The organism is Psychromonas ingrahamii 37, from assembly GCF_000015285.1.
GTDB lineage: Bacteria > Pseudomonadota > Gammaproteobacteria > Enterobacterales > Psychromonadaceae > Psychromonas > Psychromonas ingrahamii.
This window is the reverse complement of sequence record NC_008709.1, coordinates 222056-239319: the sequence shown is the minus strand read 5'-3', so window position 1 is coordinate 239319 and position 17264 is coordinate 222056. Positions and strand designations below refer to the sequence as shown.

The window sequence follows — 17264 nt, the reverse complement described above, 5'->3', positions numbered from 1 at the left end:
GGTAGAATAATTTTATTATTTTTTACGGTGAATCTCCTATGAGCTCTTACAAACTACAACTCAATTTCTGCCATCCTAAATACTGGCTAACCTGGTTGGGCATTTTACTGCTTTTTTTAAGCTCTTTTTTACCCTATGGTCATTTACTTGCTATCGGTAAATTTCTGGGCCAGATTACAGCCCGTATGGCCAAATCCAGATATAAAATTGCCTACCGGAATATTGAGTTATGTTTTCCCAACTTAAGTCCGAGTGAAATCACTACAAAAGTGCAGACAAATTTTGAAAATACCGGTATTGCGATCTTAGAGATAGGGATGGCATGGTTTTGGCCGAGTTGGCGGGTGCGGGGATTATTAAAAGTGAGCGGCCTTGAGCATATTGAACAAGCCAGAATGCACAATCAACCCATTATTTTTTTGGGGGCGCATTTTCTCCCTCTAGAAATGACCGGACGCGCTACGGGCTTGCAACTACCTTCTGCCGCAGTTTACCGCAAACACCGTAACCCCGTCTTAGATTCCTGGTTTTACTGGGGCAGAATGCGTGAAAATAAAGCGATGCTAGATCGTTCCGACTTTAAAGCCATGTTACGCACCTTAAAAGGGGGCACACCCCTATGGTATGCGCCGGATCACGATTATGGACGCCATAAAAGCAGTGTTTTTGCACCTTTTTTTACAGTGCAGAATACTAATACAATATCAGGTACCAGCACGCTCGCACGATTAAGCAAGGGCTGTGTGATCCCGGCATTCTTAAAACGCCTTCCTGGTTTGCAGGGGTATGAATTAGTCTTTTATCCAAAGATAGAAAATTTTCCCAGTAAAGATCTGGTGGCCGATGCACAAAAAACCAACCAGCAGATTGAAAACATGATTTTAGAATGTGATGAGCAATATATGTGGGTTCATCGTCGTTTTAAAACACGGCCGGAAGGCGAAGACTCTTTCTATTAAAGAGGAGTCATTTACTTTTGAAAATAGATCACAGCACAGTAACTGTACCCAAATTATTTGAATATGCAGATTTAGCATCTTCAAATAATTTGGGTAATTTGATCTTTATCAATCTAAGAATTTCTCCCATATTTTAATTACATTCTGCCTTTCCTGAATAAATTGATCACCTTTAATGATCCGGGTTTTTTTATTCAGGGTTAATCGGTGCGTAGCATCACGCAAGGCACAATAAGCCCCGGTCAGTTTTTTTTCTTCATCTAGCGTTAATAAACCCAACTTTCGACATGTTTCGAAAATACGTAAATTATCGGACCATTTACACAGCTCCTCACCACAGTGACAGGCATGTGCTAAGACTAAATATTGGGCAAAAAATTCGATATCAACCATGCCTCCAGGAGACTGTTTTAAATCAAACTGTCCCTCTTTTTCCCGGCTTAAATGTTTACGCATCTTAGCCCGCATATCTCGAATCTCAGTTGCTAACGCACTGTTATTACGCGCTTGCGATAGAACCGTTTCGCGGGCTTCATTAAATTTAGCCAATATTAACTTATCGAAAAAGACGGCACGGGCGCGTACCAATGCCTGATGTTCCCAGGTCCATGCATTATTTTGTAAATATTTTTTATAGCTTGCAACGCTGGACACTAATATACCTGAGTCGCCAGATGGGCGCAGGCGCATATCTATCTCATACAAAATTCCGGAATTGGTGCGTGCACTAAATAAATGAATAATTCGTTGCGCCAGACGAAAATAAAAAAGTTGATTATCTATTTTGCGTCGTCCGTTTGTTTCCCCTTTAATATTATCATCATGCAAAAAAACCACATCAAGGTCAGAACCATAACCTAACTCGATACCGCCCATTTTTCCATAGCCAATAACTGCAAAACCTTTACGATCAGAACCGATCACGTTACTCGGCAAACCAAATTTGTCGACCATCTGTAACCAGGCAATCTGTACCACATAATCCATGATCGCTTCACTTAAATAAGTGAGATGATCACTGACCTGTGGTAATTGAATGGACTTTTCAATATCAGCTGCCGCAATATATAAAAATTGAATCTGCTTAAACTGGCGCAGAGCTTCCATCTGCTGCTCCATATCCTCCTCGGGAATACGTAACATAAACAGCTGCAACTCTGTTCGGTAATTGTCTAATTGAGTGGGCTTATAGAGTTGCTGCGGATCTAAGAGTTCATCTAATAAAATGGGGTGACGAGCGAGTTGAGAGGCGACTCTGGTGCTTTCATTACATAGCTTTAAGAGCTGTTTTAGAGCCCCATCATTCTCATTTAATAATTCTAAATAGGCAGTGCGACTGATTATTTTTAATAATAACTGGGTAATACGGTTGAGTAGCTCAACGGGATCCGGGTAGACGCATATAAGCTCAATCATACGCGGCATCAATTTATCTAAGGTAGCTTGACCACGTGGCCCGATCGGGCGTTTTTTCAGCTCTTCTTTTAATGCGCTTAACGCAGTTGCAAAGTGCGCGGCAAGCGACTCATCCAAGCCCTTTTCATGTAACAAATGGGTAGCTTCCTGCTGACTTAAATGTAAAGCCCACAATTCAGATAATGCTTGATCGGCTTCGTCATGTGCCTCCTCATCATCACCGATAACCCAATTAAATTCAGCGTGAACATTATCCATCTCTTGATTTAATTTAGAATAAAAATCTTGCCAGTTGGAATACCCCATTACAGTGATTAAACGTAATTTATCAAGCTCGTTATCGGGTAATGTCTGGGTTTGTTTATCGCCTATTTGCTGCAGAACATTTTCTACTGCACGTAAAAAATGATAAGCATCAAGCAGACTTTGGACTCGCTCCTTAGGCACCTCGCCTATCTCAGCAAGTACTTTTAAGGTTTCCCGCAGTCCCTTACACTGCAACTCTGCTCGGCGCCCTCCACGAATCAATTGAAATGCTTGTGCTACAAATTCAATTTCCCGAATCCCACCTTTACCCAGTTTGATATTATCTTTCAGCCCCTTTCTGCGCACCTCGGAGCTGATCATGGCTTTCATTTTACGTAATGATTCAATCGCACTAAAATCTATATAACGGCGATAAACAAAAGGTTTCAATAACGCTTCGAGGGTTGTTTTGTAATCTCCCTCTTCACCCATCACCCGCGCCTTAATCATTGCATACCTTTCCCAATCGCGGCCATGACTTTGATAATAATCCTCTATGGATGCAAAATTGGTTATTAAGGGACCAGACTCACCAAAGGGACGCAGGCGCATATCAACACGGTAAACAAAACCGTCAACCGTTGTTTGATGTAATGCGCCTATAATGCGTTGCCCAAGTTTAGTAAAAAAGGACTGGTTATCAATACGGCGCCGTTCCCCTTGCGTCTCACCTCGTTCAGGGTAAGTAAAGATAAGATCAATATCAGATGAAAAATTTAACTCTTTTCCACCCAGTTTGCCCATCGCAAAAATAAAAAAAGGTTGTCTTACTCCCTCGTTATTCATCGGAATGCCTTGCTCAACACATTGTTTTTTATATAGCCATGACATGCATTGTAAAATCAATTGATCTGCCAAATAAGAGATATGATCTAAACTTTCGACCAAGTGGGCTTTACCCAGCAGTTCTCGCCATGCAATCACCACCATGTGTTTGCGCCGAAATAAGCGTAAAACTCGATGTAATGTTACTTCGTCTTTGACTTTCGCTATGGCACTTTCTAATTCAGTCGTAATAACTTCTTTACGATCTGCCAAAGAGAGTAATTCATTGTCTAACAAATCCGTTAATAATGCCGGCTGTTTAATTAAAGATTCTGCAACAAAATCACTTAATCCTAAAACCTTCATTAATTCAGTATGCTGTGACAGCTTTAGAGAGTTTAAATCTATCCGGTTGTTAAGATTTTCAAAATGATGTAACGCGGCATCGTTTAATAAAGACATACAAATCACCCTCTCAAATAAATAAGATAAATTACTAAAGATAACTAAAGATTACTACTAAATTAGCTATTATGTAAAAAATCTCATTAATATACCCAATACAGATCAATATCAGCTTATTAACACTGAAGAAAAAATGTCACGCTAGTTGGTATTTGCAAAAACACTTAAATAAGCCATAGCTACAAGTTTTCAGTAATAAATCGACCTGATGATTGAAAAGTAAAACCGAACAGGCAATAGTAGGTCAAATAAATAATAACAAGACCTATTCTGTATTGCTTGACATATAATGACAAGCAATCTAAATTAACAGTCAATGAGACATTAAATGTCAATGGCCATAAGGAGTATTATGAATATTCACAATATTGCGACCCATCTTAATCAGCTGGATGATAATAGTGAAACGGGTTTTAATTTTGACTGTACACCTATTAAGGGTGAAATTGATGTATTACAGGTTGAAGTTATTGGACGGGAAGAGATTCCTATCTTTATCTCTATTAGTGATAACCAGATCCTTTGTATCGCTTACCTCTGGGGTGAAAATGAAGTGAAACCAGAGCTAAGGGGCAATATGATGGAAGCGATGCTGGAAATGAATATTCCGATGCCACTGTCTTCATTTGCCAAAGTTGAAGATAAATATGTATTAAATGGTGCTTTATCAATTAATTCAACGCTTGATGACATTGAATTGGAGATTGTGACATTAAGTGATAACAGTCTTGAAGTGATTAATGAAATGAGCAGCTACTTAAATTAATTAGGAGTATTAAAGATGAGTATATTTAAAAAAATTATTACCGCTTTACGTGGCGGTGTACGCGAAACGGGTGAAGCTATTGTTGATGCAAATTCAACCCGTATTTTTGAACAGGAAATTCGTGATTCAGAAAAACACGTTACCATCGCTAAACGTGATTTAACAGAAGTCATGGCCAAACAGATGCAAGCAGCAAGAGAGCTGGCACAATTACAGGAAAGTATTAAAGAGCATGAGGGTTATGCTATGCAGGCGCTTAACCAGGGCAATGAAGCATTAGCCATTGAGGTTGCTGAAAAAATTGCCGAACTTGAAAACAGTGCGGCGGATCAGCAGCAGACAAATGAAAGTTACTTAAAAAGTGCAGATCGTTTAAAAGTATTAATTAAAAAAAGTGAACGCCAACTAACAGACTATAAACGTCAGTTAAGCATGGTTAAAACAACACAAAGCGTGCAAAAAGCAACATCAGCCATCACCGATAATTTTGTTGCCAGTAACTCAAAACTGTTAAGTGCAAAAGATTCATTGGAGCGTATTAAACAAAAACAGACCCTATTCGATGATAAATTAAAAGCCGCGGAGCAGCTTGAATCAGAAAACAGCGATACTTCATTAAAAAGTAAGCTGCAAGGGGCTGGCATTGGCGCACAGCAATCAAATGCTCAATCGATTCTGGCACGTTTAAAAACCAAATAAATGAGAAAGAATAGACAGCAGTGCTTCATTAAAAAGTAAGCTGCAAGGGGCTGGCATTGGCGTACAGCAATTAAATGCGAAATCGATTCTGGCACGTTTAAAAACCAAATAAATGTGAACAGAATAGACAGCATTGCTTCATTAAAAAGTAAGCTGCAAGGGTCGGTCATTGGCGCACAGCAATCAAATGCTCAATCGATTCTGGCGCGTTTAAAAACCAAATAAATGCGAAAAGAATAAATAGCAGTGCTTCATTAAAAAGTAAGCTCCAAGGGTTGGGCATTGGCACACAGCAATCAAATGCTCAATCGATTCTAGCGCGTTTAGAAACCAAATAAATGCCAATAAAATAGACAGCCAAACGACTCAGTGAACCTGATGCGTTTTTTTCTTTTTAAATAGGGAAAAATAATGAGTTTCTTTAAATCACTGTTTGCTAAAAAGCAACCGCTGCCAACGCGCAGTTTAAACCATCCAAGCGAACTGCAAGCGGGTGACATATTCAGCTTTGGTGATAGTTTTGCACTTCCAAAAGCCATGCGTAAACAGCAGCTTGAAGTTAGCGAAATCAATACAATCGAATTTAAACATGAACATTATATTCAGGTTGTAGGCCGGGGTATGCATCCTCAACCTGTCTATATCAGTTTTCCTAAAAACCCGCAAAAATTGATAAAGTACAGTTTATTACTGACCCGCAAGGATGTCGGGGAGTTATTTGATTTAGAAGATTTTTCTAATATTTTTGAAGCCCCTGGCAATGCATGTTTAAAGCCAGTCACCTTCGAACATCCCTATGCAGAGTTGGTTGCGGCGCAGTATATTCAGCAGGATTTTATGACTACGGGTTATTTTCATCAGGAAGATTACCGTGACAGTACTCCTCCTCAGTTTAATGAAGAAAGGCATGGCCGTGAGTTTGAGTTTTACTCATTAGCAGGGGATCAGGAGCAGCGCTTTATTGAGATCTTTATTTTTGAAAATGGCGATACCGATGTCTACCTGTCTTTTTTAAGACCTGCCAATGAAATTACAGAGTTATGGATTAAAGGAGAATAACCATGGTAAAGGGCGAGTTACCTAAAAAATGGCAGCAATCAGCCAATGTGGCAAAAGCAGTACAAATTGCCTTCGACATGGATACGCAACTGCAATACAGTATTCGTCGTAGTGCACTGGATAAGGGTATTAGCCCTTCGGAGCAAATTCGCTATTTGCTTGCTTTACCAACAAACAAAAAACCTAAACGCCCGCGTTTAACCGTCAGTTTAAGTGATCAAGATTACCAGCAGCTGGGTGAACGTTACCAGATACCCGCTGATCAGCAATTAGAGATAAAAAAATCAGTTATTGAAGAGTTAACCCACTTTGCACAGCAGAGTGAATACGACAAACCTAAGTGATTATTGCAAAAAGATCTCGCCCTGCACAGTAAAAGAGCAGCACAGCAGGGTAAGAGGAATAGCTATTAGCACTGATTAAAGTGCTAATGATTTATTTTCCTGTATAAAAAATGACTAGTTAGTGCCATTTTGCCAATAGCTCTTTTTTAACATAGCTTGCTGTTTAGATTGCTGCAGTGCATGTAATAATGAGTTTTGTTTACGCGTTACCCATTTTAAATATTCTGCTTGTAATCGCTTATCTGTCTCAAATTCTGCATATTCTGCGACAATATTAACCATCGCCAACTCTTTGATACCCTGTTTAATATCTAACCAGGAGGAATGAAAAGTGTTACTTTTTTGCGCTGGAAAAAGATTGCCCAGACATAATCCTAATAACAAGTTTGACTCCAATAACCCTTGATATGACAAAAGTTGCACAATGGAAAACTGCTGATGGTGACTGGCCAGTTTTAATTCTCGCCATCCTGCTTCTAATGAATCCGTTGCGAAGGACTCAATACTGCTGGTTTTTTGACTGAAAAAGGGCTCTTTTTCAAATTGGATCAACCATTTGGTGAATTTTAGGACAAATTGGCAATAACGTGTTGAAGTCAGAATATCCTTTATTGCTTGCCTGTCCGGTTGTTCATTATACTGCTTTTCTAATTTTTTAATTAATGATTTAAAATCAGGTAATTTGCGGATGTAAAAACCCTTGTCCTCCAACATATTCTGCAAAATAAAACGTTCATCAAAACAGGAAAAAGAGCGCGCCAGCCAGTGTAATTCTCCCACCCAATCTGCATTTAATATTTGCGGTACCACATTTTTAAATAATTTAAGGTTTTGATGTAAAAACTTAATACCTTGTAATAATTGATATAAAGCGGCATCGTCAAAAGAATCTAGATAACAATGCTCATGATATTGGGTATGCTGTAGCCCATGTTGCAGATTAATCAACAATGCCTGCTCGACTGACATTGATTTTATTAAAGGTGAAGGAGCAAGCGCTTTAGCTTTAAAATCAATACCCTCTGCCAGCATATAACCACGCTGTGCCTTACTGATATTACCTAATCTTACCTGTGGTAATTCAACTATTTTTTCACCTAACACGAAGAGCTGATTTTCATCTCCTTTAAGCAGTTCAAGCTCAACTTCACAAATCTCTTCTTTGCCCAAATCTGTTTCAATAAAGCCACTGTCATAAGCCACCTCAATTAACGTCTCCTCCGGCATTTCGATCACCCATGTTTGGCGATTAAAGTCGGTGCTGAAGATCGGCAGCAGTTCATTTTCAAGCTGCTTAATATCACAATCTGCCGGCCATATTTTACGTTGGAACTTTGCTAATTCGGGGTGCAAGCCTTCAATCGGTTCATTATATTCCGGCCGCTGATGTAAGCCGCCGATAACTCGACCTGCTGTTTTTATGGTTTGCTCTGATTTTTGATCAAAACTGCGGATCCGTAATCCCATCCCCATTTTGCGTAATGAGCGTTTATCCGTATCAAAGTAAACATTATGTAATAATTGTCTTTTGCTAGAAATAACATGATGAAAATTGACTTTTTCATCCAATTCCAAGGCAAATTCTGAATTAAAAAAAAATTTAATTTCTATTTCCGTTTCCATAATTTATAAAAAACCTATCTAAAATTAATGTAATTGATCAAAAAAAATCGTCATAATTGCTTAATTATACTAAATTCAGATTCAATTATGTGCAAAAGAAAGTTACCATGCGCGAAATTTTATTGAATTTTAACATTCGTATGCTAAATACGGCCTAATAAATAGGATCACCTATGCCAATTAACTCGATATTTGGAGTTTTTGCCAAATCTCCAATTAAACCCATTCTGACGCATATTGATAAAGTTGCGGCTTGCAGTGAGTTATTAATCCCTTTTTTTAAAGCGAGTAATGAACAGGATTGGATAAAAGCGGAAGAGATAAGAAAAGAGCTGTCCATGCTTGAAAAAAAAGCGGATGCTTTAAAACGAAAGCTCCACTTGAGATTACCAAAAGGTTTATTTATGCCTATTGCACGTGGTGATTTAATTGAGCTTGCTATCCGTCAGGACAAAATAGCCAATACGGCAAAAGATATTGCGGGACGGATTTTAGGCCGAAAGCTACAAATACCTCATGAAATAGAAAAAAATTTCATGGTCTATCTACAACGTTGTTTAGATGCCGTACAGCAGGCCCAAAAAGCCATTAATGAACTGGATGAATTATTAGAAACCGGTTTTAAAGGTCGCGAAGTGGATATAGTCACTAAGATGCTTGCTGAACTTGACGCGATTGAAGATGATACAGACTCTTTACAGATTAAACTTCGCGCAGATCTTTTTGCTGTCGAACAGCATTACAATGCCGTTGATGTTATGTTTCTTTACCAAATTTTAGAATGGGTAGGCCGTCTTGCGGATCATTCTGAATCAATCGGTGATCAACTCGAACTTATGATTGCGCGTTCATAACGCTTAAAGGATTTTTATGGATATTTTAACTTCATACGGAAGCATTCTTGTACTATTTGCGGGCGCTGTTGGTTTCCTTATGGCTTGGGGTATAGGTGCAAACGATGTTGCCAATGCAATGGGCACCTCCGTTGGCTCAAAAGCATTAACCATCAAACAGGCAATCATTATTGCCATGATCTTTGAATTTGCAGGCGCTTATTTAGCGGGTGGTGAAGTAACATCAACAATACGTAAAGGTATTATCGATGCCAGCTTCTACGTTGATCAACCCGAATTATTAGTCTTTGGTATGACGTCGGCGTTATTAGCCGCCGGTGTATGGTTAATGATTGCCTCCTATTTTGGTTGGCCAGTTTCTACAACACACTCTATTGTTGGTGCAATCGTTGGTTTCTCTGCCGTTGGAGTAGGAGTAGACAGCGTCGTCTGGATCAAGGTAACGGGTATTATTGGCAGTTGGGTGATAACCCCGCTGATCTCGGGTATTATTGCTTATATGATTTTTATGAGTTCGCAAAAATTAATATTTGATACTCAAGATCCGATTAAGAATGCCAAGCGTTATGTTCCATTTTATATGTTTCTGGCGGGTTTCCTGCTCTCTTTAGTAACTATTACTAAAGGCCTATCACATGTTGGTTTACATTTTACAACCTTTGAAGCGTTTGCCTTAGCCACTATTGTCGGTATCTCTGTTGCGGCGATTGGTAAAATATTTATTAACCGCATTAAAATCGATCCTAAAGCCGATAAAAAAATGCATTTTGCCAATGTCGAAAAAATATTTGCCGTATTGATGGTAGTGACAGCTTGTGCAATGGCTTTTGCACATGGTTCAAACGATGTCGCCAATGCGATCGGGCCACTTGCTGCTGTTGTTAGCATTGTTGAAAACAACGGCCAAATAGCGGCTAAAGCGGCACTGGCGTGGTGGATATTGCCATTAGGTGGTTTAGGGATTGTACTTGGTTTAGCTATTTTTGGTAGGCGTGTTATGGCCACCATTGGCACAGGTATTACCCACCTTACGCCAAGCCGAGGTTTTGCTGCAGAGCTTGCAGCTGCAGCAACCGTGGTTATCGCATCGGGAACTGGTTTACCCATCTCCACAACACAAACGTTAGTAGGTGCTGTCTTGGGCGTTGGTATGGCGCGAGGTATTGCGGCACTAAACTTAGGTGTTGTGCGTAATATAGTCATCTCATGGGTAGTAACCCTACCCATTGGTGCTGGTTTATCAATTATATTCTTCTATATGATGAAAGCTATTTTTAGCTAAATAAATGATTAACACTCATGCTACCTCAGGATGAAAAATCAACATTTTAAAGTAGAATAGGTGTAGTTATTACAAAAAAAGAGCTCTGGCTCTTTTTTTTGTCTCTAAGGCTTTTCCTTAGTGGTTTTTGCTTTTAAAATAGACTAATACCAAAAGAAATAAAAAAGTGATCACCCTTGTTGGTTAAAATTGTCCCTAACTGCGTTGTAAATTTTATTCAGAACATCCTGTTCTTCACCACTTTGTGGTTAGCTAAAGCTGTTCAAAATCGTTTTATGCGATTTTGTGAAGTTGAGAACAACGATCGAATGCAACTTTAGTGTTAATTTTTTCCTTCGCAATCATTGATCTCTTCATTAATTCTTTTGATATAAATTTTTACTTTAATAAATAGGATCCTGAAATTGAAAATATTCATCTATATTACCACTGTTATTTCGCTGATGCTGTGCATGAATGCGACTGCAGAAACCCGCTATGTGAGTGATGATATTTTCATTTATATGCATTCGGGACCAAGCCGGGAATATCGTATTATCGGCACACTTGACGTGGGCAGTCCGGTCACAACTTTAACATATAATAAAAAGACAGGTTTTTATCAAGTAAAAACTGCTAATGGTAAAACCGCCTGGGTAAAAGGCGATCAGTTACAAACGACTTTACCAGCAAAAAATTTGCTACCTGCAATCCAAAAAGAGCTCCAAGAAGCACAAATAAAACTACAAAATATTGATCAGAAAAACAGTGAGATATTGAATCAACAAAAGCAATCAATCATTGATAAAGACAACTTGATCGCAGCGCTAGAGAATGAGAAAAACAGCTTGCAGGAAAACATCATCGAGCTTAAAGCCACTAATCTGGAACTCGACTTGTTGCAGGATACCAAGGACGAACGGGTTAAAATGGAATGGATGTTGTATGGAGGCAGTGTGCTATTTTTTGGATTGCTGTGTGGTTTGCTGATCCCTTCGTTACCACGCCGTAAGAAAAACAACAATAATTGGTAAGACTGTATACCCAAACTGCTTGAAAATGGATCTTTAAGCCGTTTGGGTCGCACTATCTGTTAACCTTCCAATCAGTTAATGACTCTAAACTAAAACTTTGCCGATCCAATCGAAAGATACTACGATTGGGCTGAATCTCCAGCAGCTGTATTTTTCCTTGGGGGTCAAACTGCCCTTCCTTTAATTTGTTGCCATTAATCTTAATCCAACGTTCTTCTACAATGCTCGAATAGATATGTGTATCATATCTTATGCTTGGCACTTTTTGCTGAAAGTTACCGGCCATCTCATAAAGGTCTCTGCCATCATGGCTTAACTCGATCGGAGATAATTTATTCTGTTTTTTACTGTCGGCTAAGGCGAACTCAAAACGTTGTTGTAACTCATTAGAAACAGCCGAATAATCAAGCTCGCTGGTTAAATTGGCAGCATCTGTGGTTGATTCGTCCGGGACTAACTTTATGGGTGGCTCAGGCTTTTCAACCTCGGGTAAAGGTTGGGTTACAAAAGTCATTTCCTTAACGGCTTTGGGCGCTTTTTTGATTATTTTAATAGGCACTTCATTAACAGCGGGCGGGGTAACTTCAATAATGTCAGAATCAACTTTAATAATATTAGAATCAACTTCCATAATATCAGAATCAACTTCAAGCACATCTACCACTTTATCTAGCACAATTGATTGTTTTATCTTTATGCCATTCGTCTCTCCGTTAAGTTGCAGATAAAGTAATACACTTAATAAACTGATGATAACCAATAGGGATATTAATAAAGTAACTCGCCATTTAAACAGTCCTTTTTCAACCTCTGGTTGTTGGATAAAATGAGCGCCTGGTGATGATTTTTGCTTTTGCAGTGCCGCTAGAATTGTTGACATTAATTTACTTCCTGTTGTAGTCGTGGCAACTGAGAATTAACTATTTGCATTAGTGGTATTAAGGTTCGCTCGCCCACAATACCATCATCTTTTAAGCCATTTTCTATCTGAAAACGCATCACTTGCTGTAATAATGGCAAATCGAAGCGATTTTTACTCTCAATCGGCATTCCCTGCAACTTATTAAGTTGCCTCGCCAGCCAGGCTATTTGCTCACTTTGCTGGCCAAATTTAAGGTTACCCTGTAATTCAAAGGGTGCCTGCCAAAGTACCGTTAGCTCCCCTGACCAGTAGGTGTTAAACCAGGTTTCTGACACCTCAATAACTTGCCCGTCAATCAATAATTGGTAGCTGTCATTAATGGCATAAAGCACCGCATGTAAACTTTCTAAATTATCCCTTTCAAGTCTAACCACACTGGGGTAATTCAACTGCTTTAATTTTTTCAGGCTGGTATTTTCCGAATAACAGGATAACAACACACTTTTTCCCTGTTCACAATTAACCGTTTCGGGATCAACCTGATACCCCCAAACAGCATATAAATTTAATAGGGCATTAGCAAAGGTTGCATTGGAAATATCTAATAACTCATAATTATCAAACCAGTCAGGAGATTCATTCTTCTGTAATACTCCAACCTCGGTGGCTTGTTCCAATTCGGTTGGCACAGTATATTCTGCGGGAGGCGCGATGAGCTCTTCGGGAGGCACAATATTTTCTGGCAGAGGCGTAATATGTTCTTCCGGAGGCACGATCAGTTCTGGCAGAGACTCACCTAATGTGGCAGCTATAGCTGGTATGATTAATTCTGCCGGTTGTGCTTTGACCTCTTTAAAGCGGTTCAACAGTTCAGGAGCCTGAAAAGCAGTGAAGACAGCCAATAGGCTCAAAGCAATAAATCGCCAACTGCTTTTGAAGATCGCATTAAAAAGTGTTTGAGGTGGTGAAAGCGCCATCTCATCACTCGCTTTTTTTACCATCAACACCGTCACTTTTAATGAATTTTGAGTGTATGCACAGAGCAGGCTACGATCACAAAGTAAATTAATTAAGCGCGGGACTCCCTGACTGCGCTTAAAAACTTCTCTTACTGCCCGGTGTTCAAAAATCGGAAAACTTACCCCCGCAACATTCAATCGATGCTGGATATAATAGACGCTTTCCTGCTCCGTCAAAGGCATCAGATGGTAACGTGCGCTAATTCGCTGTGCCAATTGGCGCAACTCAGGCTGCTTCAGTTTTTGCTGTAACTCGGTTTGGCCAATTAAAATGACCTGTAATGGTTTTTTATTATTGGATTCAATATTGGTGAGCAAACGGAGTTGCTCTAATACCGAGAAGCTAAGATGTTGTGCTTCATCAATTAATACAATCGCACTCCGTCCTTGATGATGGTTATTCATCATCCAAGCGGTTAAGCTGTCAAATAATAATTTTAAACTGATCTTATCTTTTTCATAATCAATATGAAATTCATCACAGACAGTGGCCAGCAATTCAATATCAGTTAAAGCCGGGTTTAAAATAAAAGCGATATCGGTGGTTGCACCGATCTCCTGCAATAATTTACGGCAGACAGTGGTTTTTCCCGTACCCACTTCACCAGTTAATAAGACGAACCCGCCGTTACCTTGAACACCATATTGCAAATGGGCTATTGCCTCTTGATGACGGTTGCTCAAAAATAAAAAATCGGGATCAGGCGAGATCGAAAAGGGTTGCTCTTTTAAAGAGAAAAAATCTTGATACATAACAAAATCCAAAGAAAATAGTGACAAGAGAAGTTATTGCATATAATAACTAACTAAGACATAAAGAGGAAAAACAATGCAAATATTTTTAGTTGGAGGCGCAGTTCGTGATCAATTATTACAACTTAAGGTTAAAGATCGAGATTATGTAGTGATCGCAGCCACCCCGGATAAACTATTAAAGTTAGGTTTTCAGCAAGTAGGTAAAGATTTTCCCGTTTTTATCCATCCTCAAACGGGTGATGAATATGCCCTCGCACGCACTGAGCGAAAAAAAGGTTCCGGTCATAATGGATTTGAATGTTACGCTGGCCTGGATGTCACTCTCACGGAAGACTTAAAACGCCGAGATTTAACCATTAATGCCATTGCACAATCACCACAGGGAGAGTTGATTGATCCCTACCACGGGCTGCAGGATATACAGACCAAAACCCTGCGTCATATATCGACAGCATTTAGCGAAGATCCGTTGCGCGTTTTACGCGTTGCACGCTTCGCTGCGCGTTTTTACGATTTAGGCTTCAAAATTGCCCCGGAAACGCTCGATCTGATGCGCAGCTTAAGCAGTAGTGGTGAGTTAAATCATCTGACCGCAGAAAGGGTTTGGCAGGAAACCGCAAATGCGTTAAAAACCAATAACCCGCAGATCTATTTCCAGGTGTTACGCGACTGTGGTGCTCTGCCGCTTTTATTCCCCGAAATTGAAGCATTATTTGGTGTTCCTGCACCTAAAAAATGGCATCCTGAAATTGATACTGGCATACATACTTTAATGGTTGTAGAACAATCAGTAAAATTATCCGATTCACTTGCGTTTCGTTTTGCCTGCCTGGTACACGACCTTGGTAAGGCGCTAACACCCAAGGAACTCTGGCCCAGCCATAAAGGTCATGGGAAATTGGGTTTGCAGCTGATTAACAACTTATGTGAACGTCTTAAAATACCCAATGAATGCAGAGAATTGGCCTGTTTAGTCAGTGAGCACCATACGCTTATCCATAAGGGGTTGGAGTTAGAAGCAGACAGCCTAATCACATTAATGGATCAAAACGATGCATGGCGTAAGCCTGAACGGTTTTCGCAAATGTTACAGTGCTGCGTTGCCGACTCTAAGGGCCGAACCGGTTTTGAAGAGAAAGACTACCCCAGTGCAGATTATATTTGGCGTGCTTTTCAAGTGGCACAGTTAGTTGATGTACAACCAATTATTAAGCAAGGATATCAAGGTGCAGAGATTAAAGCTCAGTTAAAACATGCACGTATTCGATCAGTCGAACAGTATAAACAGAAGCACAGCGTATAATCGACTGACTTATTACGATCGCAACTTAATTTAAAGAGGCGGAAAATGTCTAATTCACTGACTATTCTCCCATTGCATAACTTGGCTATTGCCTTTATTCCGGTTTTCTTGGTGATCGTTATTTTATTTAAATGGTCACTAAACGGAAAATTTGCTCTCTATGCACTTTCTCGCATGTTAGTACAACTGCTGTTAGTCGGTTATTTTCTTAATTATCTTTTTGCTGGTGCTAATGCTTGGATTGTTGTGCTGTTGTTAATGCTGATGGTCCTATTTTCCAGTTGGATTGCCTTAGGCAATATTAAAGAGCTGCGTTTGCCATTATTAAAACGAACGATGATATCCGTTGCAATAGGCGGTGGCTTTACCTTATTAATTATTACCCAGGGCGTTTTAACATTACAGCCCTGGTATCAGGTACAAACCATGATCCCATTAGCGGGCATGATTTTTGCCAACTGTATGAATAGCGTCAGTCTTTCAGCAGAACGTTTTTATGCTGAGTTGTCGCGTGAGGCAGATTATATTAATGCGCGTAAAACTGCATTTCATGCTTCAATGATCCCAAATATTAATGCGTTATTTGCGGTTGGATTGATCTCCTTACCGGGCATGATGACTGGACAAATCTTATCCGGTACCTCCCCCTTTATTGCGGCAAGGTACCAAATAGTAGTGATGTGTATGGTCTTTGCCTCGGCAGGCATTTCTTCGGCTTGTTTTTTAGTGCTTAATAAAAACACCATAAAAAATAACAGCTCAATCACTTAACCTGCTCAAATTTAAGCTAAAGCACTAGACCGGTTAAAACTAGGTGCCCGACAAAATATAAGCTAAAGCACTGGACCTGTTGAATCTAAGTGCCCGACAAGATATAAGCTAAAGCGCTAGACCTGCTGAACATAGGCTCCCGACAAAATATAAGCTAAACCACTGAACCTGTTGAATCTAGGTGCCCGACAAAATATAAAACAAAAAACCACCTAACAGCAAACGATAGATAACAAAAGGCATCATGCCGACTCTATTGAGCAGGATTAGAAATACGTGAATACATAAAATAGCGCTGACAAAGGAGATCCCCGCACCTAAAAACAAAGGACCCCAGTCAACATATTCGTCGGATAAAATAAATTTAAGCAAATCATATCCGGAGGCCATGGCAATAATCGGAATAGACATTAAAAAGGAGAAACGCGCAGCGCCATTGCGGGTCAAACCCAACATTAAACCTGCAGTAATAGTAATACCTGAACGAGAAGTACCTGGGATCAAGGCTAATACTTGGGCAAAACCAATAAATAAAGCCCCTTTCAAGCCCGTTTGGTATTCTGTTTTTACCTGTTTGGCGTTCGCATCAGCCCACCACAGCAGTAAACCAAAAACAGTGGTTGTTACTGCAATCACATAACCACTACGTAAATAGGTTTCAACCAGTGATTTACCAAAAAAACCAATTAAAGCGGCTGGTATTGTCGACCAAAGAATCCACCAGGCAAGGCGACTATCTTGTGTTTCTCCTTTACCGCGCAGAGAGCCAACCCAGGCTCTCGACATATTAATGACCTCCATCCGAAAATAGATTAAGACCGCTGATAATGTGCCAATGTTAAGTATTAAATCAAAGGCTAAACCCTGATCCTGCCAACCTAAGAGTTGTGATGGTAAAATCAGATGAGCTGAGCTGGAAATAGGTAAAAATTCAGTTAATCCCTGAATTAAAGCTAATACAACAATTTGAAGTTCGGACATTTTTATCTCATATATAAAATA

The 17264-nt window shown here is 39.6% G+C and carries 15 protein-coding genes; 10 read left to right on the top strand and 5 right to left on the bottom strand.

Annotated features, from left to right (window positions below; translation table 11 throughout):
- The first annotated feature begins 38 nt into the window (after positions 1–38).
- On the top strand, positions 39–959 hold the full coding sequence (gene lpxL, locus PING_RS01000) for an LpxL/LpxP family Kdo(2)-lipid IV(A) lauroyl/palmitoleoyl acyltransferase (protein WP_011768615.1): 921 nt from the start codon (positions 39–41) through the stop codon (positions 957–959).
- A gap of 108 nt (positions 960–1067) precedes the next feature.
- On the opposite strand, the gene glnE is transcribed toward lpxL, so the two are convergent.
- Positions 1068–3908, bottom strand: a complete 2841-nt coding sequence (gene glnE, locus PING_RS00995) for a bifunctional [glutamate--ammonia ligase]-adenylyl-L-tyrosine phosphorylase/[glutamate--ammonia-ligase] adenylyltransferase (RefSeq protein ID WP_011768614.1) — start codon at positions 3906–3908, stop codon at positions 1068–1070.
- A gap of 355 nt (positions 3909–4263) precedes the next feature.
- On the opposite strand from glnE, the gene PING_RS00990 reads away from it, so the two are divergent.
- From PING_RS00990 to PING_RS00975, 4 genes are all read left to right on the top strand, one after another.
- Positions 4264–4677: a YjfI family protein gene (locus PING_RS00990; RefSeq protein ID WP_011768613.1), complete on the top strand. Its 414-nt coding sequence runs from the start codon at positions 4264–4266 to the stop codon at positions 4675–4677.
- 15 nt (positions 4678–4692) lie between these two features.
- Positions 4693–5376, top strand: coding sequence for a PspA/IM30 family protein (locus PING_RS00985; RefSeq protein WP_011768612.1), 684 nt, complete (start codon positions 4693–4695; stop codon positions 5374–5376).
- Positions 5377–5787: 411 nt separating this feature from the next.
- A complete protein-coding gene (locus tag PING_RS00980) occupies positions 5788–6435 on the top strand; it encodes a hypothetical protein (protein ID WP_011768611.1) in 648 nt (215 codons plus the stop codon).
- A 2-nt stretch (positions 6436–6437) separates the two neighbouring features.
- Positions 6438–6779, top strand: coding sequence for a hypothetical protein (locus tag PING_RS00975; protein WP_011768610.1), 342 nt, complete (start codon positions 6438–6440; stop codon positions 6777–6779).
- Between the two features lie 114 nt (positions 6780–6893).
- Here the strand turns inward: PING_RS00975 and PING_RS00970 are convergent, their stop codons facing one another.
- Positions 6894–8402 carry a CYTH and CHAD domain-containing protein gene (locus PING_RS00970; RefSeq protein WP_011768609.1) on the bottom strand — a complete coding sequence of 503 codons (1509 nt, stop codon included), beginning with the start codon at positions 8400–8402 and terminating at the stop codon, positions 6894–6896.
- Positions 8403–8575: 173 nt separating this feature from the next.
- On the opposite strand from PING_RS00970, the gene PING_RS00965 reads away from it, so the two are divergent.
- The 3 genes from PING_RS00965 to PING_RS00955 all read left to right on the top strand — a co-directional run bounded on the left by PING_RS00965 (position 8576) and on the right by PING_RS00955 (position 11551).
- Entirely contained in the window at positions 8576–9256 is a 681-nt protein-coding gene (locus PING_RS00965) for a TIGR00153 family protein (protein WP_011768608.1), read from the top strand.
- A 16-nt stretch (positions 9257–9272) separates the two neighbouring features.
- A complete protein-coding gene (locus PING_RS00960; RefSeq protein WP_011768607.1) occupies positions 9273–10538 on the top strand; it encodes an inorganic phosphate transporter in 1266 nt (421 codons plus the stop codon).
- Between the two features lie 404 nt (positions 10539–10942).
- A complete protein-coding gene (locus tag PING_RS00955; protein WP_157035277.1) occupies positions 10943–11551 on the top strand; it encodes a TIGR04211 family SH3 domain-containing protein in 609 nt (202 codons plus the stop codon).
- 52 nt (positions 11552–11603) lie between these two features.
- On the opposite strand, the gene PING_RS00950 is transcribed toward PING_RS00955, so the two are convergent.
- Positions 11604–12431, bottom strand: coding sequence for a general secretion pathway protein GspB (locus PING_RS00950; RefSeq protein ID WP_011768605.1), 828 nt, complete (start codon positions 12429–12431; stop codon positions 11604–11606).
- Entirely contained in the window at positions 12431–14185 is a 1755-nt protein-coding gene (locus PING_RS00945) for an ExeA family protein (RefSeq protein ID WP_011768604.1), read from the bottom strand. The genes PING_RS00950 and PING_RS00945 overlap by 1 nt, the downstream gene beginning before the upstream one ends.
- 76 nt (positions 14186–14261) lie before the next feature.
- On the opposite strand from PING_RS00945, the gene PING_RS00940 reads away from it, so the two are divergent.
- Both PING_RS00940 and PING_RS00935 read left to right on the top strand, forming a co-directional pair.
- Complete coding sequence (locus tag PING_RS00940; protein ID WP_011768603.1) at positions 14262–15491, top strand: multifunctional CCA addition/repair protein; 1230 nt, start codon at positions 14262–14264, stop codon at positions 15489–15491.
- A 45-nt stretch (positions 15492–15536) separates the two neighbouring features.
- Positions 15537–16262 (top strand): ABC transporter permease, encoded by a 726-nt coding sequence (locus PING_RS00935; protein ID WP_011768602.1) that lies wholly within the window; start codon positions 15537–15539, stop codon positions 16260–16262.
- A gap of 177 nt (positions 16263–16439) precedes the next feature.
- On the opposite strand, the gene PING_RS00930 is transcribed toward PING_RS00935, so the two are convergent.
- A complete protein-coding gene (locus PING_RS00930) occupies positions 16440–17243 on the bottom strand; it encodes an undecaprenyl-diphosphate phosphatase (protein ID WP_011768601.1) in 804 nt (267 codons plus the stop codon).
- Positions 17244–17264: the final 21 nt, after the last annotated feature.